The sequence below is a fragment of the Pedobacter psychrodurus genome, from assembly GCF_004331735.1.
Taxonomy (GTDB): Bacteria; Bacteroidota; Bacteroidia; order Sphingobacteriales; family Sphingobacteriaceae; genus Pedobacter; species Pedobacter psychrodurus.
The window spans coordinates 349787-371646 of record NZ_SJSO01000007.1 but is presented as its reverse complement, the minus strand read 5'-3'; the positions used below and the strand labels follow the sequence as shown (position 1 = coordinate 371646).

Here is a 21860-nt window from a genome sequence, read left to right as displayed (position 1 = left end):
TTTTTTTAAATCGGTATCAGAATTATTGTTTAGGCAATGAGTCTAAACGTTTCTTGATATCTTCATAATTTTTAGTATCATTTCTAAAAGCATAGATCGTTTTTAAGGTTTCTAATGCTCCTGCATTTTTAGCATCCACCTCTAGTGCTTTTTTGTAAAAAGGAAGAGATTTATCTAACAAAGCGTTCATTTTACCTGTTACTTCGTTAAATTCTTTCACTTTTTTAGAATCGATTTTATTTCTGTCGGCCTGTAATTTTAAAGCCTGGGTGAAATAAATATTACCCAATAAAACCTGATAGTTAGCATTGTTAGGCTCTTTAGTGGCCAGTGCTATTAACATTTGCTCAGATTTTGCTGCATCACCCCTATCAATATAAATCTGAGTCTCCGTTTTGATCCACTCTGTATTTTCAGGGAATTTAGCCGTTGCTTCTTTAATAATAGCCAAAGCCGCTGTTGTATCTTTTTGTTTAGCTAATGTGGTTGTGATAATTTCAGTATACAAATCTTTAGACTGTGGAGAATTCAACGAGATTACTTTTTTGAATTGGGTAATCATGTTCGGATAATCCTCATTAAGTCTGGCCGCAATACCCGCATTTAGATACATAGCAGTATCGCTTGGATTAATCACTGTAGCTGCTACAAATTTTGCATAAGCAGTTTTGTAATCTTTCTTATTGTAAGCCATTACACCACCATTTCTAACTGCGTTGCTAATATTGGTTTCAGCTGAAGCGATATTATCTTTTTCAGTACCTTTTGTATCCAGTTTTTTGGCTTCAACAACTGCATCCTGAGCAATTTTCAAATTTGCATCGGCATTTGCAGTGCTCACTGAATCTAAAATAGCTGCAGAAGAAGCAAATAAAGCACGATAAGACCATGCTTCAGGCATCACCTTAGATTTTTCATCAGCAATAGCTTTATCTGTATGAGCCAATCCTTTCGCTAGCGACTCCAATTTTTTAGCTAAGGGAGTTGATGCGTTTGAAGAAGTTAACTGAAACAAACCCCAGTCGTTTTTTGCGGCGTTAACTTCACTTTTCTGAGCAAATGCAGAGCTTACCGCACCTGCTAGAACTATACTTAGAAATACTCTTTTCATAATTTTTATTCTAAACTTATTTTTAATTAATTTTCTTCTTCCGTTTCGTTATCTGATTCACCTTCTTCTTCAGCATCATCTGCATCCGGAGTAGTATCTGCCTCTACTTCTTCACCGTCAACAACCAATACACTTTCCAAATCAACAGTTTCCTCTTCGTCCTCTTCGTGGTCAATTTTAGTAACCGATGCAATTTCGTCGTCACCTTTTAATGAAATCAAACGAACACCTTGCGTGGCACGTCCCATTACCCTTAAAGCTGATACAGGAATTCTGATTACAATACCTGAACGGTTAATGATCATCAAATCTTCGCTATCTGTAACGTCTTTTATAGAAACTAATTGTCCGGTTTTTTCAGTAACATTAATTGTTTTTACTCCCTTACCACCACGGTTAGTTACACGGTAATCTTCAATATCGGTACGTTTACCATAACCTTTTTCTGATACAACTAACACAGTAACTTCAGGATTGTTTACAGCAATCATGCCAACAACTTCATCCTGATCATGCGCAAGCCTAACACCGCGAACACCAGTTGCTGTTCTACCCATCGGACGAACTGTTTTTTCGTTGAAACGAATTGCTCTACCAGAACGTAAAGCCATTACAATTTCGCTTTCACCATTGGTTAAACAAGCTTCTAATAGTACATCCCCTTCATTAATATTGATTGCATTAATACCATTAACACGTGGACGAGAATATGATTCGAGAGAAGTTTTCTTAATGGTACCTTTTTTAGTACACATAATAATGAAGTTGTTCTCTAAGTATTCCTGATCCTTAAGGTTTTTCACTTTAATATATGCCTTAATTTTCTCTTCCTTCGGAATATTGATAATGTTCTGGATCGCCCTTCCTTTACTGGTACGCGAACCTTCAGGAATTTCGTAAACCCTGAGCCAGAAACATCTTCCGGCTTCGGTAAAGAACAACATATAGTTATGGTTGGTGGCCACCAGCATGTGCTCAATAAAATCTTCATTTCTTGAGGTACTGCCTTTTGATCCTTTTCCGCCTCTGCCCTGCGCCCTGAATTCGGTTGCTGGAGTACGTTTTACATATCCTTCGTGAGAAATAGTGATTACCACTTCTTCATCATCGATGAAATCTTCCATGCTCATATCTTCGGCTGAGTGAACAATAGTTGTTCTGCGCTCATCACCAAATTTCTGACGGATTTCTGCTAATTCATCTTTAATGATCTGCATACGTAAACCTTCATCATCTAAGATAGATTTCAAGTATTCGATGGTTTTCATTAATTCTGCATACTCCTCTTTAATCTTATCACGCTCTAGTCCTGTTAAACGACGAAGCGTCATATCTAAAATCGCACGAGCCTGAATATCGCTCAATCCAAACTTTTCAATCAAACCTACACGCGCATCTTCAGGAGTTTCGGAAGCACGGATTAATTTAATTACTTCATCTAAATGATCTAAAGCAATTAAATAACCTTCTAAAATGTGTGCTCTTTTTTCAGCTTCTGATAACTCGTATCTGGTACGGCGAACAACCACATCATGACGGTGGTCCACAAAATGCACAATTAAATCTTTAAGATTTAACATCTGTGGACGGCCTTTTACCAATGCAATATTATTTACACTGAAAGAAGTTTGTAAAGCTGTGTACTTATATAGGTTATTTAAAACGATAGAGGCATTTGCATCACGTTTAATTTCGTAAACGATACGGATACCATCTTTGTTCGATTCGTCTTTAATGTTCGAAATACCTTCAAGTTTTTTCTCGCCAACCAATTCAGCAGTACGCTCAATCATTTGTGCTTTGTTAACCTGGTAAGGAATTTCGGTAACAATAATTACCTCACGGTCTTTAATACTCTCGATTTCGGCTTTTGCACGCATTACGATACGGCCACGACCTGTTTCGAAAGCTTCTTTTACACCAGTATAACCATAAATAATACCACCGGTAGGGAAATCTGGCGCTTTTACAAACTTCATCAACTCCTCAATGGTAATATCTCTATTGTCGATATAATTTACAATACCATCAATTACTTCGGTTAGGTTGTGTGGCGCCATGTTGGTAGCCATACCTACTGCAATACCAGACGATCCGTTAACCAATAAGTTAGGGATTTTTGCAGGTAAAACGGTTGGTTCTTGTAAGGTATCATCAAAGTTTAACTGAAAATCTACAGTATCTTTATTGATATCCGCAAGCATTTCTTCAGCAATTTTCGAAAAACGTGCTTCAGTATAACGCATTGCAGCCGGAGAGTCACCATCAATGTGACCAAAGTTTCCTTGTCCATCAACCATTGGATAACGTAAGCTCCAATCCTGAGCCATACGAACCATGGTGAAATATACAGATGCATCACCATGTGGGTGATATTTACCCAATACCTCCCCTACAATACGGGCAGATTTTTTATGTGGTTTATTACTGGTTACACCAAGATCGAGCATACCATATAAAACACGGCGGTGTACCGGTTTCAATCCATCGCGTACATCAGGCAAAGCCCTAGATACGATTACCGACATTGAGTAATCAATGTAGGCCGATTTCATCTGCTCCTCTATATTAATTTGAATGATTTTGTCGTTCTGCTGATTTTCTAAATCTTCTGCCATAAATTATTATTCTCGCTACTTAAAACGATATTAAAAAAAGGTATTACTATAACCTTGCGAATTTAACAAAATTTAGCCGAATTAAGGCATTGTGGAAAAGTTTTGACCTTGGTTATAGGTTTTAAACATCGCGCTGATTTTAATTCGTTGAAGACTAGTTTAAGAAGTTTTACAGCCTAACGTACAAAAATGAATATTTAGGTTTTTGAAACGTTAGGTTCTTTGCTAATGGCGGCCTGTAGTCCTGCTATCGCTCAAAGTCCTTTCCCGACGAAACCTGTGAAATAAGCAAGCACACAATAAAACAGTAAAAACAAGTGCTTAAATCAGGATGTGGGCTTTCAGCTTTATCAGGTTTATAAACAGGGGGCTGTATTTTATAGTTCGATTAAACCTCGCAGGTTTAATTCGTAGTTTATATTGTTTTTTAATGGCCTCATTGAGGGCTGTGCCGTTTAAAAACCTGCGATGTTTGTGATGAGTGTAGTTTGTAGAGAACTAAAATTTACATTCTTAACTAATTCTGATACTTTTGCGGTTCAACCTTTTTACGATGGCAAACGGAAAGAAATCTGCAATGAGCTTTATTATGGTTACCCTCCTGATCGATTTTACAGGCTTTGGGCTAATCATTCCAGTTTTACCTAAACTTATACAGGATTTTACCGGTGGTGGCTTCGGTTTGGCAGCAGAATATGGTGGCTGGCTCACACTTGCATACGCATCTGTACAATTTATATTTTCGCCAATTATTGGCGCAATGAGTGATCGATACGGCCGCAGACCAGTACTGCTAAGCTCTTTATTCGGACTTGGTATCGATTATATCTTTCTAGCATTCGCTCCTTCTATGGTTTGGTTATTTGTAGGAAGAATTATTGCAGGTATTACAGGCGCTAGCTTTACAACCGCACAAGCATACATTGCAGATGTTTCGCCCCCAGAGAAAAGAGCGCAAAATTTTGGGTTAGTTGGTGCGGCATTTGGTGTTGGATTTATTTTAGGACCAGTTTTAGGTGGTGTTTTTAGTCATTTTGGTACCCGTGTTCCTTTTATGATTGCAGCTGGCCTATCGCTAATTAACTGGCTTTATGGTTATTTTATATTACCAGAATCCTTACCTGTCGAAAAACGCAGAGCTTTTGACTGGAAAAGAGCAAACCCAATTGGTTCGTTAGTAAGCATTGGTAAATACCCTGCATTGTTAGGGCTAATGGCTACCTTATTCTTATTATACTTTGCCAGTCACTCTGTTCAATCTAACTGGACTTTTTATACGATGGAAAAATTCAGTTGGGATGCTGCATGGGTAGGTTATTCATTAGGATTTGTTGGTTTGGTAGTGGGAATTGTTCAGGGTGGCTTAATAAGGGTAATCCTCCCAAAAATTGGAGAAAAGAAAGCCGTTTATTTTGGTTTGATTTTATACATAATCGGTTTTATAGCCTTTGCTTTTGCATCAAAAGGCTGGATGATGTTTGCCTTTATGCTTCCATACGGTTTCGCCGGAATCTGCGGACCAGCGATGCAGGGTTTAATTTCGAACCAGGTACCTTCGAACGCACAAGGCGAAATGCAGGGTGTTTTAACTGGTTTGCAAAGTTTAGCAGCCATATTTGCCCCATGGGTAATGACACATATTTTTGCTTATTTTATTGAAGGTAAAGCCCCAGTTTATTTTCCAGGTGCACCGTTTATATTAAGTGCAGTTTTAACTTTAATTGGTTTGTTTATCTGTTTAAGGAGTTTAAAGAAATACCATTAAGGATTTTTAAATATTTAATAAACTGGCGTCATTCCCGCGCATGCGGGAATCTTAAAGCTTATTGCATTACGATTCCCAATCAAGTTGGGAATGACGAACCGCCAATCTTTACGCAATAAAGTATCTTCTATAACAACTCATTTGCCAAATTGGCAAGCTCGCTCCTTTCGCCCTTATGTAAGGTAATGTGTGCGTAAAGCGGATGATTTTTAGCATTTTCGATCAGGTACGACAGACCATTACTTTCCGAATCGAGATAAGGGGTATCAATTTGGTAAATATCGCCAGTAAAAACTATTTTGGTATGTTCGCCTGCTCTTGATATGATCGTTTTCACTTCATGTGGCGTTAAATTTTGTGCCTCATCAATAATAAAGAAAATTTTAGTAAGGGTTCTTCCGCGGATAAAAGCCAATGGTGCAATCGCTATTTTTTCGGTTACAATCAGTTCATCTATCTTTTCCGACATTTTATCATCGCCGATAAACTGCTCTTTAATAAAGCGCAGATTATCCCAAATTGGCGCCATAAATGGATCAGTTTTCGATTTTGCATCGCCTGGCAAGAAACCGATGTCTTTATTGCTCAAGGAAACGATTGGACGGGTAACATAAATCTGTCTAAAGTTTTTACGTTGTTCTAAAGCACTAGCCAAAGCAAGAAGGGTTTTGCCTGTTCCAGCATTTCCTTGTATACTTACCAGCTTAATTTCTGGATCTAGAAGCGCGTGGATAGCAAATGCCTGTTCAATATTTTTAGGTTTGATTTTAAATATCGGATCGGTAGAAACCGCAGAAATTGTTTTTAAACTATTGTTATAAAATACGTTTGCAGTTTTTCTCTTGTTCTTTAAAATATAAAAGTGATTGGCATTTTTAGGTGGTAATTCTACTTCACCCGCATCAATAAATGGCTGCTTTTTTACCTCCTCTATAATCTCAATCGGAAAATCTATAAGTTCTGTTTTTCCGGCGTAAAGCTCATCTACATTTTTAATTTTACCAGTTTCGTAATCTTCTGCATTTAAATCTAAGGCTTTCGCTTTTAACCTCAAGCAGATATCTTTCGATACCAGCACTACTTTTTTATCAGGATATTCTTCTTTTAAACTTAAAGCGGCGTTTAAAATCTTGTGATCTGTTTTGCCTTTTCCATAAACTTCTTCCGCATTTATAGTTAAAGGCTTTTCGTTTAAAACTACTTTAAATTTTCCTGAGTCAGGACTTTTTAACGAAATCCAATCGCTGATCAGTTTTTGTTTTGAAGTTTCATCAATGAGTCGGATAAAACTTCTGGCCTCAAAATTTCGGGTATCGTTACCGCTTTTAAAATTATCGAGTTCTTCTAAAACCTGAATGGGAATGGCTACATCATGTTCATGGAAGTTATTTATCGCATCATGATCGTATAAAATAACGGAGGTATCTAAAACGAATATCTTTTTTGATGGATTGGAGATTGATTTACCTTTTTTGGCCATTTGGTAAATTTAATATTTTAGGAATAATATGCGGAAGAATTCGCTATTCTTTTTTGGCTTTGTTCCGCAAAAATTAAAACAAATCAGAATGTGTACCTGTTCGGATTAGTTCAATCAATTTTATTGTTTCATTCTCATCCCAAATCAAAAGTAAGTCTGGTTTTACGTGGCATTCCCAGTAGCCTTCAAAATTTCCAGCCAATTTATGTGGGAAGTGTTTTTTACTTAATCCTGAATGACCTTTTTCAGTTAATATGGTAACTACATCTTGTAGTAAAGCAAAATCCTTTAACGATCTTTTTTTAAGTAGTTTTAAATCTTTAAGAAATCTGTTAGAGACTACGATTTGAAACATTAATATTAAATACTAGCAAATAAATCATTTACACTAGCGAATTTTATTCCTTTACCTTCTTTAACTTCTTTAATTGCCTTCAGTGTTTCTTTGTTGGGAATGTGGTTCTTATTGCAATCTTCTACGTTACCCTCTATTGCATTAATAGTAACACCAAGTTCTTTTAAAAGCTGCTTAACCAAATTGGCTTTTTTATTGGGTATATGTATTACAAAGCTTTCCATGCTCTTACTTGTATTTATACACAAATATACATTTTTAAATGTTTTGAAAGATGTGTGATTTTTAGGCAAAATAAAAACGGGGTCCTTCTTCTTTCGATTCAGTTCCCCGTTTTAACTCTAAAAACAACCGTAGTCGCATTTTAAAGCATCTAATTCTTGTTACTTTGATTTTTCCGTTATCGTTAGGTTTTGCAACTTTTGCGATTCGTGAAAATTTATTTCCAACTCGCCCGTCCGTAAACTTCGTAGTTTTCAATAATCTCTGTTTGGGTCTGTGCGATTTTCTTATTGTCCAATCTTTCGATGGTTATGTATATCCTTACTCGGTTTAACCCTTTCAGAAATTAATCGTTTTCCCTGTAAACGTTCCGAAACAATTTCCCTTTCGGTTCCTCATCTCTTTTGGCTCGTTTTATCAGAATTCAAAGTACTTCGTATTTGATATGATCTAATTTAGTTGGAAAACACTCATTTGTCAAGAGAAAAATGAGTGTTTTTATAAACAAAGTTATCCACCTAAAAACACTGGTTATCAACACCTTAATTTTATTAAATAGCCATTTATGGGCCTTATTGAACGTTTATGATTAGGTTATTAACATTTCAAAAATCTCACTTACAAACATTACATATCATTTTGCTAATCAGTTAATTACCAGTTTTCTGCTTAAAAGTTTAAAAAAAGGAAAAAACTTAATTTTAATCGCAACAAAAAACTTCGCTATTATGTTATTTTTGTAACATGCAGATTAGGCAACCCATTAGAAATATACAAGACTTTTTATTGAGTACGTATTTTGCCGACGGTCTCCGCATTACCATTGGTGTACTGCTCCCCTCTTTAATTTTTGCCCAATTTGGTATGTTAAAGTATGGCATGACTTTATCTTTAGGCGCTTTATGTGTAAGCGTGGTTGATAGTCCGGGGCCAATGGTGCATCGAAGAAATGCGATGCTCATTACCACTGCACTTATCTTTGCATTCTCCATTATAACTGGCTTAACCAACAAAAACCATTATTTTATCGGCTTTTTATTGGCTGTATCGAGTTTTGTGTTTTCGATGTTTTACATCTATGGCCTCAGGGCAGCATCAGTTGGCACTGCAGTTTTGCTGATCATGGTATTGAGTATTGATGATGTTCGCCCATGGCAAGAAGTATTGTTACATGCTGTTATGGTGCTGGCGGGTAGCCTTTGGTACACCGGTTTAAGCTATTTTGTGTACCGGTTACGCCCATTCCGTTTGGTACAGCAATCGTTAAGCGATTCTATTCTAGAGGTTGCAGAATTTCTGCGTGAAAAAGCCAAGTTTTACCATCAAAATAACAATTACGAAAAAACCTATTCTGATCTGTTACAGCTTCAGGTTTCGGTTCATGAAAAACAAGACGCAGTAAGGGAATTACTATTTAGAACCCGCGAAATTGTGAGAGATTCTACTCCTGAGGGCAGATTTTTGTTACTGGTATTTGTAGATATGGTTGACCTGTTCGAGCAGGTAATGTCTACCTATTATAATTACCAGCAGCTGCATGATCAGTTTGATAAAGCAGGTATATTATCAGATTATGAGATGGCCATTAAACGGATTTCTTACGCCCTTGACGATATTGCTTTTGCCTTAAAAAGTGGAGGAACACCCGTTATTTCAAAACGTTTATTGATTGAGATCGAGAGATTAAAGATCAAAATCAATGATCTGGAAAAGAACAATCAAAATCAGGAATACAATACCCTCGGTATTATTGCTTTGAAAAATATTGAGGTTAACATCGAAAATATACTGGCAAGAGTTAAAACCATTTTTAGCTATTTTAAAATCAGAAACAGCAAAGAGATTAGACAAGCCGAAGTAGATACAGAGAAATTTATCACCAGGCAAAAATTCGATTTTAAACTGTTTACAGAGAATTTAAGCTACACTTCTTCTACTTTCAGGCATTCGTTACGGGTTACAGTGGTGATGCTTTTAGGTTTTATAGTTGCACAAATTCTCAATTTTTCGCATAGTTACTGGATTCTCCTCACCATTCTGGTAATTTCGAAACCAGGATTTAGTTTAACTAAAGAACGTAATTATCAACGTTTAATTGGTACCACCGTTGGAGCCTTTATTGGTATGGGTGTTTTAACGTACATCCATGATCGAAACACTTTATTCGTAATCCTATTGATCTGCATGATCGGGTGTTATAGTTTCCAAAGGAAAAATTACGTAGTGAGTGTACTATTTATGACGCCATATATCTTAATTCTATTCGATTTCCTAGGCATGGGATCGATAGCACTGGCACGTGAAAGGATTTATGATACTTTTATAGGCTCAGGTATTGCGTTATTAGCCAGTTATTCTTTATTTCCAACTTGGGAGCATGAAAAACTCAAAGAGGCCATGCTCGATATTTTAAAGGCAAATAAGGCTTATTATGAACAGGTAATTAAGTTGTATTTTGAGAAAAACTACAATAGAACGGAATATAAATTGGCCAGGAAAGAAGTTTATGTAAGTACAGCAAATTTGGCTTCCCTGTTTCAAAGAATGTTTTCAGAACCAAAAAGCAAACAATTGTTTATTAAAGAAGTACATCAGTTTACAGCACTTAGCCATTTATTATCTTCTTATGTTGCAACACTTTCGCTATATAATAAGGAACATCAATTTATCTTCGAGAGTTTCGATTCCTTAAAGCCTATTGCCAATAACACCAATTATTTAATCGATACTTCTATTGATAATCTGGAACAAGGAACCAGCACAATTGATAATGTGCCGTTAATAAGGCTAAATGATACGGGTTTGACCATTAAGAAAGGTGAAGACTTGGTTCCGGAACAATTCGACCTCATCCAGAAAGTAGCTTACGATATTTACAAACTATCGGTAAAAATAAAGCTTTAGCAAACGAAACCGTCTAGTTAAACGATTGTCACCCTAACCAATAGAAGTGAATTTACTTCAAAGGTTAAAATTTAGGACAAGGCACTTTAAAGCCTTTAAAATTGTTATGCCTATAGATAAAGGACAGTTCGTAGGTGCGTGGCGTGGCACTCATTAATTTACTTCCATAAACCGTATAATTTATACCAGCACTTATATTGCCCATGGCTACACCAACATAGGGATAAAATGAAGCTTCGTTAAATTTGTACCACAGGCCAAAATTCAGTTTCATTTTAGTTTCATCACCGGGCTTTAAACCTAAAACAGTACCGAAAATAATATCCTTGTTGTTTTTCTGAACATTATAAACACCGGTAAAATTTAAATCGACATTATTGTTTACTAGATAAAGCAAACCTAAATTGGTGGTTTTACGTGCCGAAACAACATCACTGCTATTGCTTAGCATAGCCTCCTGAGGTTTTGTTAAATGATATTGTGCATAACCTACCGCAATACTCAAATAATCGAAATTAGCAGCAAAATTAGCCCCAATATTTAAATCGAAATATGATGTTTTATCATTCTTTAAATCGAGATAGTTTGGCATCGAACTATCAAAACCACCTCCACCATTATATTGAGAGGCAAAGGTAAGTTTGTTGTAATCTAAATACTTTGAAACATAAGAGAGCTGTGGTGCTAAACCAAGTTTAAAGCGATGCTCTTCATCCATGTATTGATAGTATGAAACACTGGCACTGATGTACTGCGATTTTAAGGCTTTATTCAAAGATTCGTCAAACAAACCGCTTAAGCCTAAACTGAAATAACTATTAATAAAATTTTCGTCTTCTACCAGTTTTACATCGGCAGACACGCTGTAGGTATTGTAAGGATCGCCCAGGTTGCCCCATTGCTGCCTCGTATTGGCTGCAATTCTATAATCGCCATCAAAAAAACCCGTAAATGCTGGATTTAAACTTAAAGGTGCGGCGAAGTATTGCGAAAACTTCGGGTCTTGTGCCCAACAACATATTGTAGCGAGGCTCAAACCTAAAATGAGTAGCGATCTGTACATTATAATATGAGTATAGTTTTTCCTTTTGACTGAATTTTACCGCCGAAGATATCAATGCCTTCTGCAAACCAAGAAAATGTTTCCAGAGGTTGCATTTTACTTTTAAACTGTCCATCCCAACCTCCATTGGCCAAATCGGCACTCTGATAAACCAAGATTCCCCATTTGTTATATACCTTAAAACTGATTAACTTCTGAACACCCACCAAAAAAGGATATAAGCGGTTATTGGTTTCTTTCTGTGGCGTAAACGCCGTTGGGACGATGATTTTTGGCTGTGGCAAAATTTCCAGTTCTATTGATGCAGAGACCATACAGCCTTTTTCGTTTTGTATCGAAATATAATAAATCCCTACCCTGCTTACTTTTGCAGGATCAGGCAAAGGTCTTTTTAAATCCTCATCTTCAAAATAACCAGCCTTTACAAACTCGCTACTTCCTTTGGTAATCTCTTTTGCGGTTAAATCAACAAAACCATTATCAAAAACACCTTTGGGTTTGTTGAGTACGATAATAGGCGTGGTATTGAAACTTACTTGTATTTTACCAGAAGTAAAACAGCCACCATCATTTGAAGCTTTAACATAGTAAGTTCCTGCTTTTGCAATGGCTTTAGGAGAAGTGATCTGATTAGTTAGTGTCTCATCGTAGAAAAACGAATAACTTAAACGATCGCCTGATCCAACATAAAGAGCTGGATTGGAAATGTCTATCTTGTCAGGATAGCATGCTGTTTCAGGATTTTTGATATGGAGCACTGGCATATCACTTATCGTTACCTCAATTTTATCACTCACCGTACATCCATCCACATTGGTTACTTTTACGTAATAAGTACCAGATTTATCAATTTGTGTAGGATCAGTTAAGAGATGAGTTAATTCTTTATCTGCATAAAAGCTATATTTAAACGTAGCGTCGCTCCCTAAGAAATGAGTTGCAGCAGTAATATCCACTTTCGCAGCAATACATACAGGTTTCGGATTAGTTACCTTTAAAATAGGTTTATCTTTAATAATAACATCAATTGAAACAATTTTGCTGCAACCAAATTCATTCGACAGTTTAATAAAATATCGACCAGATACAGCAATATGCTGTGGATCGGCAATAGTGTTTGTAGCGGCCTCATCGGTATAATAAGATTTCGTAATCCCCCCCAATTCGCCAATGTATAATTCAGCTTTCGTAATATCTACGCTTTCTGTGTAACAAACTGCACCAGGATTTTTAGTGGTAATATTTACTATATTAAGTACTGAAATATTTATGGGAGCCACACTTTCGCAACCTTTGTAATTGGTAGCCTTAATGTAGAAAGTATTATCGCCCAGTATTTTTATAGGTCCGCTTATCTGTTTAGTTAAATCTTTGTCCTCATAAACCAGATAAGTAAAGTCGTCCGATTTGTTTAGAAGGTATTTAGCACTTGAAAGATCGATTTCAGTATTTTGACAAACAACATCTTTTGCCAAAACTTTAAGTTCGTAATCTATTCCATGAATTAGCGTGCTTACCGTGCTTTGGCAACCAAAACCTGCATAAGGAACTAAATCCAAAACAACTTTGGAACCATTAGCAGGCTTGGGTTTTATACTAATGGATTGACCTGAACCATATTTTACCGATCGGTCTTCGTTATACCAGTTGTAAGTCTGAAAACCACTTGGTCCTGAAATATCAAGTGCATCAGAACTAGCGCAATAGGTATTTCCTGTGATGGGATCTCCACAAACATTATTAATATCTACATAAGCATAACCGAAATGTGCACCCCGCGAACAATCGGTACTGATAAATTCTATTAACAACTGTTTACCCTGGTAGCCAGATAAATTAATGGTTACTGGCGACCAATCTTTGTAAATTACCCCTTCATAATCGGCCGATTTTTTAAAATCTGGCAGAGATGAGGTAGCTACATATTCGAAAGATGCGCACGGGATGTATTCATTTTTGGCCACATCTTTTATCCTCGCTATAAAACGCGGTTGCTCAAAGGGTTCGTGTATAGGATCTTCTAACACCACCGCATATTGATAGGTTATGGTAAATTCAGGTCGATCTGCTGGAACCGTCATCAGATATGAAATCCCATCAATTTGACTACCCGTTACATTATTCCCTAACTTAACGGAGAAGTTTCCTCCCGATGGTGGAATCAAAGGAAAACCACCATACTGATCTATTAAATTTTTGTTGTTGATAATGCTATGCCTTCCAGAAATTGGTTTAGCCACTTCATTCATCGTTACCACGTTCTGATTATTCTCGATTGCAATTGAACCGGCATAAATCTTCCAGTTCTGAAAATTTCCATTTTCAAAACCGATGTTTTCCGGGCAGGATTGTGCACATAATTTAGCTGACCAGGTAAAACTTATTACGATCAGCATTAAAAACAATCTACTAATCAACGTTGGGACGATTTAAATAGTTAAGTAGTAAAAATATTGTTTTAGGATATCTACAGCTATATTGTCAGGTAAAAGTCATGGTTTTTTACACGAAACAGATTTCTTATAAAAAAGTGTTTACAAATACTACACATTAGCCAATACAAAAATCAGACAACATAACAAGCTGACTATAAATAACCTACAACTCGTTTTTAATTATTTACAAACTTCAAAGAAATGCTTTTATTATACTTTAACATCAGCTTAGAATCAGATAAAATATTTATTTTTTACATGAACTAGTCATTATTTGATTATATTAAGACCATTTATCCCTTTAATGGTATGTTTAGGAAGTCTTTAAGCCGACTAAAAACAAAGACAAGTATAGTTTGTTAAACTAATCAAATAAGAAAACATTATGGAAAAGCTATATACGGCTGAAGTTACAGCTACTGGAGGAAGAGACGGACACATTAAATCGAGTGATGGAATTTTAGATTTCGATTTAAGAAAACCAAAAGAACTTGGCGGGCAAGGAGGTGCCACAAACCCGGAAGAATTATTTGCTGCCGCCTGGGGACCATGTTATTTGGGAGCATTAGGTGGTGTAGCGGAGCGCGAAGGTGTTGATATTAGTGAGGCAAATGTGAAAGTATTGGTATCGTTTAATAAAGACGGAAATTCCTTCGTACTTTCTGCAGACCTGGATGTACACATCCCCGGGATTTCGCATGAAGAAGCACAAGCTTTAGCGGATAAGGCACATAGGGCTTGTCCATATTCTAAAGCAACCAAAGGAAATATTGAAGTAAGGGTAACTGCTGTGTAAAGTGAAGTCGGATGGTGTGAGGTCGGATGTTACCATCTGACCCTAAAATAGATTATAAAATAGGAGTTAACTTAGTGTCAGATAGTAATATTTGACACCACATCTATCCAACACCGCAATTAGCCTAAAACAAAAAGTCCCGATTTTGGTCGGGACTTTTTTATAGATTATATTTTCTGATTAAACAGCTTCTTGTTCAATCCTTGTGTTTGCTGGTCTGCCATTTTTAAAGGCGTCGCGGGTTTTCAGTCCCAACAATTCAAACATTGCCATATCATCTATAAATGCAGGATTTGGCGTAGTTAATAATTTATCGCCTGCGAAAATAGAACTTGCACCAGCCATAAAGCAAAAAGCCTGTTCTAGTGTACTCATTTCATTTCTACCAGCTGATAAACGTACCACCGAGTTTGGCATTACGATTCGTGCTGTAGCGATCATTCTTACCATATCCCAGATTGGAACACGTGGCTGATTTTCTAAAGGAGTTCCTTTTACGGGCACCAAAGCATTAACTGGAACTGATTCAGGATGCTTTTCCATGTTTGATAAAGTCTGTAACATCGAAACACGGTCTTCTACAGTTTCACCTAAACCGATAATACCACCACTACATACTGTTAATTTAGCTTTACGCACATTTTTAATGGTATTTAAGCGATCATCGTAAGTCCTGGTCGAAATAATACGTTTGTAATCATCTTCAGAAGTATCGATGTTATGGTTATAGGCATATAAGCCTGCATCAGCTAAACGTTGTGCCTGATTTTCGGTAAGCATGCCTAAAGTACAGCAAACTTCCATATCCATATCATTCACAGCCTTAACCATTTCAATAACACGATCAAAATCACGGTTATCGCGTACTTCGCGCCATGCGGCCCCCATACATAAACGTGATGCTCCACCATCTTTTGCTTTAACGGCAGCACTAACTACCTGGCCTACTTGCATTAGTGGCTGTACTTCTAAATCGGTATGGTACCGCGCTGCTTGAGGGCAATAGCTACAATCTTCGGCACAGCCACCTGTTTTAATCGAAATTAATGAACTTACCTGAACTTCATTATAATCTTTATTTTCTCTGTGAATGGTTGCGGCTTCATAAACCAGATCTAAAAATGGTCTATTATAAATTTCGTGTATTTCTTCTTTTGTCCAATCGTGTCTTGTTTCTTGCATCGGGATCAGATTTTACAGATTTAGTTTATGTAGTCTTAGTTAATTACCAGGTGCTTAATTCAGTTTTGCAAGCATTAAATCTTGAAATCCTAAAATCAAGCAAATCCTGATTATAGTAAAAGTTTGCTGGCCAATCCTAAAATTAATAGGAAACCAAAAACATCGGTAAAAGTAGTAATAATTATAGATGATGCAATGGCAGGGTCGATACCCACCCGTTTTAAAATAAGAGGAATACTTGCACCTGTGATACCCGCAATAACCAAATTACCCGTCATAGCCAGGAAGATAACTAAACCGAGCATTGGGTTTCCATCAAAAAAGAAAGCGAAAATAAATACGATTAATCCGTTAGCTGCACCATTAATTAAACCAACGGTAAACTCTTTTAAAACGGTACGATAAGCCTGTTTATCAGTCAAGTCATAAAGCGAAATACGCCTAACCGTTACGGCAAGTGCCTGGGTAGCAGCATTTCCGCCCATTCCTGCAATAATGGTCATATAAGCTGCCAAAGAAGGAATTAGTTTAATGGTTGGATCGAAATACCGTACCACTGATGATGCTAAGAAAGCAGTGCCCAGGTTAATGATTAACCACGGCAAACGCGATTTTACAGCCTCTACCCAGTTACCACTTAATTCCTCATCTTCTGATACCCCCGAAATTTTTAAGATATCTTCTGTACTTTCTGCTTCCATTACATCGATCACATCATCGAATGTAACCCTACCGAGTAATTTCTGGTGATCGTCTATTACCGGGATACTGGTTAAATTATATTGAGAAATGAGGTTGGCTACTTCTTCCTGATCGGTATCTGGATGCACATAAACGGCATCTATTTTAACCAGTTCGGTTATTTTGGCATTGTGTTTTGCCTTAATGATATCTTTTAACGAAACAATGCCTTTAAAAATTTCCGCATCATCCACCACGTAAATGGTATAAAACTCTTCCATTTCTTCGCTCTGGCGGATGATCTCATCAATCGCATCTTTTTTCGTGAGGTTAATATTTACACAGATCAGTTCTGTGTTCATCAAACCACCGGCGGTTTTTTCGTCGTAGGTTAAAAGGTTCCTGATTTCTGAAGCGTGATCCTCAGTAAGATCTTCCAGAATTTCTTTCTGCTCGTGGTCTTCCAGTTGCGAAATAATATCCGTTGCATCATCATAATCAAGCTCCTCAACAATTTCAGTGCGTTTATCGGGGTGAAGCTCAAAGAGTAAATCCTCCGGGTGGGATTCTTCATCCATTTCCGAAATAATCTCGGAAGCGATCTCTGCTGGAAGAAGGTTTATAATATGCCGTTGTTCGGATTTATCCAAACGTTCGAACAAAATCGCGATTTCTGAGGCATGGTATTCCTCTAAAACTACTTTTAAAGTTTCATCACCAGCTAAAATTGCATTTTTAACCTTGAGTACGTCGCTTTTATCTATTTCGAATGACTGCATCTATAACCTAACCAAAACGCCCTAAAGCTACAAATATTAAAAATTGATTTTTTACAATAAGTGATTTTTAATGCTAATCATTTACCGCATAATTAAAGTTCTGACATTTTAGCTCCTAAATCCATCTTAGCATGTAAAACCCTAACTATTTCGATTTCTCGATTCTCAATTATCAGATAGAAAATGATATGTTCGCCAGCTTTGAGTCCTAATACATTTTGGCTTGTCTCCTTATAATTTCTACCTATTTCAGGTTTCTTGGCAATCTGAGTACAAAACCCAATCAGTAGCTTATAATATTTGTCTGCTTGATTTTCAGACCAAACATCATAGGTATAATCCCAAATTTCACTTAAATCTTGAAGCGCTTTGTTACTAAGAGAGAACCTAGCCATTTTTCCTCTTTTTGGCTTTCAACATTTCAAGATGTTTTTTCGGATCAAAATCCTTTACCATTCCACTATCAATTCCTACCTGAAGTGCTTCTCTTAAAATTTTGATCTTGTTTTCTTCATCTTCCAATAATCTTAACCCTGCCCGAATAACTTCACTTGCATTTTTAAATCTTCCTTCGGAAATTCTTTCATCAACAAAATTTTCAAAATGATCTCCTAAAGCCATAGATGTATTTCGTCCCATTGTTTTAACATTAAAATATTACTAAAGTTACCAAAAACTGGTACATTTTAAAAATAAATTTTTATTTAAACCAACCTTTCCGCCAAAAATAAATTACCTGCAAAATGGCTATCACCCCCATTACGATCCAGGTGTACAAATAACCGTGTTCTGCGTACAATTCGGGCATATTATCCTTCAGTATCTTTCCAGTTGTGGGGTCTTCCCTACTAAAATTCATCCCGTAAATCCCTGCAATAAAGGTTAAAGGGATAAAAATTGATGAAATAATGGTTAAAACCTTCATAATTTCATTCATCCGGTTGCTAATGATCGATAAATTCATATCGATATTAGCAGAAGCAATCTCTTTTAGCGATTCAATAAAATCAATAATCTGAATACAATGATCATAAGCATCCTTCATGTAAGTTTTAGTCAGATCGGATATTAACGGACTATCGGTGCGGATAATATCATTAAGCTTATCTCTCTCTGGCCAGGCTACTTTCCTAATCGTAATCAATGATCTTTTAATGGCTTGCGTATCGTACATGATTCTGCGGTCGGGATGGTCGTATAGGCGGTCTTCGATTGCATCCAACTCTTCGCCCCAAAAATTTAATAAGGTAAAATAGTTATCTACAATTACATCCATTATGGCATACATTAAATAACTACTTCCCCCAATGCGGATATTTCCCTTCCCTATTTCCAAACGCTTCCTAACCGGCTCGAAACAGTCGGCATAAGTTTCCTGAAAGGTAATTAAAGTACGCTCAGACAGGATAAATGAGATCTGATCGTTGTTTAAAATATTCTCCTCACCTAAAAACAGGTGCCTGCTTACTGCAAAAATATACGTGTCGTTATCATATTCATCCAACTTAGGCCGCTGGTAAGAACTAGTAATATCTTCCAGAACAAGTCTGCTGATGTCTAATTTCGAATATAATGTTTCGAATATGTTCGGATCGGCCAAACCTTTAATATCAAACCAATAACAGAAATCTTTATTCTCAATCAATTTATCAATGTTATTGATGTTCTCCAGCTCCACCTTCTTATAACTTTTATCATTATAAGTATGAAGTACAATTAGCGGTTTCAGTGCCTCTTCATCAATAGCATATAAGCCAGGGCTGGTGCCAGGCTCGGGAACCTTATAGTGTTTATGGCGGTGACGTGGTTTGTTTTTTCCCATACTTTACAAATATAACCGGGCTTGCGGACCCTGATTAAATAACAAATCAACAATACTCAAGTTGGGTAAAAATTGATGCCTATCTTCAAAAACCTGATAATATGGCTTATTGTTTACAATACCATCTTCTTTTTTAGGATTCATGATGGCACGAAAATCCAGTTCTGGAGTTATATCATCAAAATACTCGGTGGTTATTTCGAAGCTTTTATTCAGCTTTAGTTTTTTGTTCAGCCATTCTAGCAGTTCGAGGTTATAATCGAACAGAAATTCGAATTTATTGGTATAAAAACGCGAAAGTTCATCTTCATAAAACTCGAAATAGGCCGAACTTCTATAACAGCTTTCTAAGCTCAGCCAATGTAAACGTTGCCATTTAAAATCATAACTAATCCGTACATCTTTCATTTGCGTGTGTGTTTTTGAACCTTTAACCACAGGAACGGTAATATCCAGTTTTCCGTTTGGCGAATAAATACTGGCCCTATTGCGGTAAGTTTGCTTAGCTAAATGTTCATGTTTTTCGATTAAAAAATCTGTCCCAAGCTTTTGTAGTAAACTAAAATAGCCCACTGGTGGAAGATAAAATAATGGAAGTATTGCTGTATTCTGCATTTGAAAATTTATGTTTGTAGCTGAAACGTTTTAAAAATAATGATTAAAAGAGGGATTGCGCACGTTGGCGTATTTTTTTTATACTTATTGTCGCTGCTGCCCTTATCTTTGCTCTTTTTTTTTGCAAGATTACTATATTATCTGCTTTATTACGTAATAGGCTATAGAAAAAAAGTTGTCAGACAGAATTTAACTAACTCTTTTCCCGAGAAATCTCCAGTCGAAATTAAGGTTATTGAGAAAAAATTCTTTCTGTACTTGGCCGAACTTATTTTTGAAATTATTAAAATGACCAGTATTTCAAAGGCCGAAACTTTAAAGAGGGTGAAGTTTACTGGACTCGAACAACTGGAAGCTCATTTTAAAGCAGGAGAAAGTGTGCTCGCATGCACTGGCCACTACGGGAACTGGGAATTAGGCACTTTGGCCTTAGGACTCAGTATTTCTGCTAAAACCATGGTCATTTTTAAACCTATAAAAAATAAAATTTTTGAAACCTGGTTTGATTGTATGCGTACAAAATATGGCAACATTTTCATCGCTATGCGACAAACTTTACGCGGCATGGCGGCCTATAAAAATGAACCGACACTTTTATGTTTTGCAAGCGATCAATCTCCAACCAGAGAGGAAACCAAATACTTTGTAGATTTTCTGCATCAACCTACTGCTGCGCTTTTAGGCGTAGAAAAAATTGCAAAATCTACCAAAAGGCCGATATACTATTTTAAGGTTAGTGTAGCTAAAAAAGGTTATTACCATGTAGAAGTTTTGCCGATGTGCCTCGAACCAGCAAAAATGGATGAGTTCGAGATCACGGATTTGCACTTTAAGTTTTTAGAAGATATTATTAAAGAACAGCCTCAATACTGGCTTTGGAGCCATAAGCGCTGGAAATTTAAACCCGAATAAAAAGAATGAACCCATCTGTAGCCGTTGTAATTTTAAACTGGAATGGAAAAGCATATTTAAAGCAATTTTTACCTGGAATTTTGCTTTCTGAATATGATAATCTGCAAATTGTTGTGGGCGATAATGCCTCAACAGATGATTCTATTTTATTTTTACAAGAAAACTTTCCTACCGTTAAAATTATTCAAAACGATCAGAATTATGGTTTTGCGGGAGGCTACAACAAGGTTTTAGAACGTGTTGAGGCTGATTATTTTATCTTACTCAATTCAGATGTGGAAGTAACTCCCAATTGGATACAGCCTGTGATTAATTTGATGGAAAGCGAGGCACAGATTGCTGCAGCACAACCTAAAATTAAATGGCAGTTAAACAAAAAACAATTCGAGTATGCAGGTGCTGCCGGAGGTTATCTGGATATCTATTCTTTTCCTTTCTGTCGCGGCAGGCTGTTTAATGTATATGAATTTGATAATGACCAGTACAATGATAAAACGGAAGTTTTTTGGGCAAGCGGAGCTGCATTTTTCATTAAAAGCAAATGTTGGGAAGAAGCCGGAGGTTTAGATGCCGATCTTTTTGCCCATATGGAGGAAATAGATCTTTGCTGGCGTTTAAAGAACCTCAATTATAAGATTATGTACTGTCCGGATGCCGAAGTTTACCATGTAGGCGGCGGAACATTACAAACTGAGAATCCCTTTAAAACCTATCTTAATTTCAGGAATAACCTCATCATCATGCAGAAAAATCTACCTGCTAATGATGCCATTTTCCGAATTACGATCAGAATGTTTATTGATTTTATTGCATGGTGGCACTTTTTGCTCACCGGAAAACCTAAATTCACCTTGGCTGTAACTAAAGGTCATTTCCACTTTTTAAAATCATTATCAAAAACTAACAAAAAGCGGAAAGCCGTTCAAAAAGCATATAGTGAACATACCGGAGTATACAACAACAGCGTCGTTTGGGCATTTTTCATTAAGAAAATTAAATATTTTTCGAATTTGAGATAGAAAGTGTATCATAGTAAGCTTTGTGCATTTAGTTGGCTGCAAGTCGTCATTGCGAGAAGGCTTTTTCAGCCGGCGAAGCAATCTTATTACTCCAGGTTATA

General features: G+C 36.6%; 18 protein-coding genes. 5 read left to right on the top strand and 13 right to left on the bottom strand.

The window, feature by feature from the left end; genetic code table 11:
* Nucleotides 1-22: 22 nt before the first annotated feature.
* Nucleotides 23-1111: a tetratricopeptide repeat protein gene (locus EZ456_RS11620; RefSeq protein ID WP_131530288.1), complete on the bottom strand. Its 1089-nt coding sequence runs from the start codon at nucleotides 1109-1111 to the stop codon at nucleotides 23-25.
* A gap of 26 nt (nucleotides 1112-1137) precedes the next feature.
* On the bottom strand, nucleotides 1138-3729 hold the full coding sequence (gyrA, locus tag EZ456_RS11615; protein ID WP_131530287.1) for a DNA gyrase subunit A: 2592 nt from the start codon (nucleotides 3727-3729) through the stop codon (nucleotides 1138-1140).
* 553 nt (nucleotides 3730-4282) lie between these two features.
* Between gyrA and EZ456_RS11610 the strand changes: the two genes are divergently transcribed.
* Nucleotides 4283-5494 (top strand): TCR/Tet family MFS transporter, encoded by a 1212-nt coding sequence (locus tag EZ456_RS11610; RefSeq protein ID WP_131530285.1) that lies wholly within the window; start codon nucleotides 4283-4285, stop codon nucleotides 5492-5494.
* Between the two features lie 127 nt (nucleotides 5495-5621).
* Here EZ456_RS11610 and EZ456_RS11605 read toward each other — a convergent pair whose 3' ends face one another.
* The 3 genes from EZ456_RS11605 to EZ456_RS11595 all read right to left on the bottom strand — a co-directional run bounded on the left by EZ456_RS11605 (nucleotide 5622) and on the right by EZ456_RS11595 (nucleotide 7553).
* Complete coding sequence (locus EZ456_RS11605; protein WP_131530283.1) at nucleotides 5622-6974, bottom strand: PhoH family protein; 1353 nt, start codon at nucleotides 6972-6974, stop codon at nucleotides 5622-5624.
* A 73-nt stretch (nucleotides 6975-7047) separates the two neighbouring features.
* Complete coding sequence (locus tag EZ456_RS11600) at nucleotides 7048-7329, bottom strand: type II toxin-antitoxin system YafQ family toxin (protein WP_131530281.1); 282 nt, start codon at nucleotides 7327-7329, stop codon at nucleotides 7048-7050.
* A gap of 5 nt (nucleotides 7330-7334) precedes the next feature.
* The gene (locus tag EZ456_RS11595; RefSeq protein ID WP_131530278.1) at nucleotides 7335-7553 is read right to left on the bottom strand and encodes a hypothetical protein; all 219 of its coding nucleotides are present in this window, start codon (nucleotides 7551-7553) and stop codon (nucleotides 7335-7337) included.
* A 742-nt stretch (nucleotides 7554-8295) separates the two neighbouring features.
* Here EZ456_RS11595 and EZ456_RS11590 point away from each other — a divergent pair.
* Complete coding sequence (locus tag EZ456_RS11590) at nucleotides 8296-10455, top strand: FUSC family protein (protein ID WP_131530275.1); 2160 nt, start codon at nucleotides 8296-8298, stop codon at nucleotides 10453-10455.
* 64 nt (nucleotides 10456-10519) lie between these two features.
* Here EZ456_RS11590 and EZ456_RS11585 read toward each other — a convergent pair whose 3' ends face one another.
* Together EZ456_RS11585 and EZ456_RS11580 are read right to left on the bottom strand one after the other, a co-directional pair.
* On the bottom strand, nucleotides 10520-11518 hold the full coding sequence (locus tag EZ456_RS11585; protein WP_131530273.1) for a PorP/SprF family type IX secretion system membrane protein: 999 nt from the start codon (nucleotides 11516-11518) through the stop codon (nucleotides 10520-10522).
* Nucleotides 11518-13914 carry a gliding motility-associated C-terminal domain-containing protein gene (locus tag EZ456_RS11580; protein ID WP_131530271.1) on the bottom strand — a complete coding sequence of 799 codons (2397 nt, stop codon included), beginning with the start codon at nucleotides 13912-13914 and terminating at the stop codon, nucleotides 11518-11520. The genes EZ456_RS11585 and EZ456_RS11580 overlap by 1 nt, the downstream gene beginning before the upstream one ends.
* A 424-nt stretch (nucleotides 13915-14338) precedes the next feature.
* Here EZ456_RS11580 and EZ456_RS11575 point away from each other — a divergent pair, with 424 nt between their 5' ends.
* A complete protein-coding gene (locus EZ456_RS11575; RefSeq protein WP_116249745.1) occupies nucleotides 14339-14749 on the top strand; it encodes an organic hydroperoxide resistance protein in 411 nt (136 codons plus the stop codon).
* A 180-nt stretch (nucleotides 14750-14929) separates the two neighbouring features.
* Here the strand turns inward: EZ456_RS11575 and bioB are convergent, their stop codons facing one another.
* From bioB to EZ456_RS11545, 6 genes are all read right to left on the bottom strand, one after another.
* Entirely contained in the window at nucleotides 14930-15931 is a 1002-nt protein-coding gene (gene bioB, locus EZ456_RS11570) for a biotin synthase BioB (protein WP_131530269.1), read from the bottom strand.
* 110 nt (nucleotides 15932-16041) lie between these two features.
* A complete protein-coding gene (gene mgtE / locus EZ456_RS11565; RefSeq protein ID WP_131530267.1) occupies nucleotides 16042-17391 on the bottom strand; it encodes a magnesium transporter in 1350 nt (449 codons plus the stop codon).
* 92 nt (nucleotides 17392-17483) lie between these two features.
* Nucleotides 17484-17786: a type II toxin-antitoxin system RelE/ParE family toxin gene (locus EZ456_RS11560; protein ID WP_131530265.1), complete on the bottom strand. Its 303-nt coding sequence runs from the start codon at nucleotides 17784-17786 to the stop codon at nucleotides 17484-17486.
* Entirely contained in the window at nucleotides 17779-18030 is a 252-nt protein-coding gene (locus tag EZ456_RS11555) for a type II toxin-antitoxin system ParD family antitoxin (protein WP_131530263.1), read from the bottom strand. The genes EZ456_RS11560 and EZ456_RS11555 overlap by 8 nt, the downstream gene beginning before the upstream one ends.
* 61 nt (nucleotides 18031-18091) lie before the next feature.
* Nucleotides 18092-19213 carry a magnesium/cobalt transporter CorA gene (gene corA / locus EZ456_RS11550; protein ID WP_165501307.1) on the bottom strand — a complete coding sequence of 374 codons (1122 nt, stop codon included), beginning with the start codon at nucleotides 19211-19213 and terminating at the stop codon, nucleotides 18092-18094.
* Between the two features lie 3 nt (nucleotides 19214-19216).
* Nucleotides 19217-19828, bottom strand: a complete 612-nt coding sequence (locus EZ456_RS11545) for a WbqC family protein (protein WP_131530261.1) — start codon at nucleotides 19826-19828, stop codon at nucleotides 19217-19219.
* A 39-nt stretch (nucleotides 19829-19867) separates the two neighbouring features.
* On the opposite strand from EZ456_RS11545, the gene EZ456_RS11540 reads away from it, so the two are divergent.
* Both EZ456_RS11540 and EZ456_RS11535 read left to right on the top strand, forming a co-directional pair.
* Entirely contained in the window at nucleotides 19868-20740 is an 873-nt protein-coding gene (locus EZ456_RS11540; RefSeq protein WP_131530259.1) for a lysophospholipid acyltransferase family protein, read from the top strand.
* Between the two features lie 5 nt (nucleotides 20741-20745).
* The gene (locus EZ456_RS11535; protein ID WP_131530257.1) at nucleotides 20746-21759 is read left to right on the top strand and encodes a glycosyltransferase family 2 protein; all 1014 of its coding nucleotides are present in this window, start codon (nucleotides 20746-20748) and stop codon (nucleotides 21757-21759) included.
* Nucleotides 21760-21860: the final 101 nt, after the last annotated feature.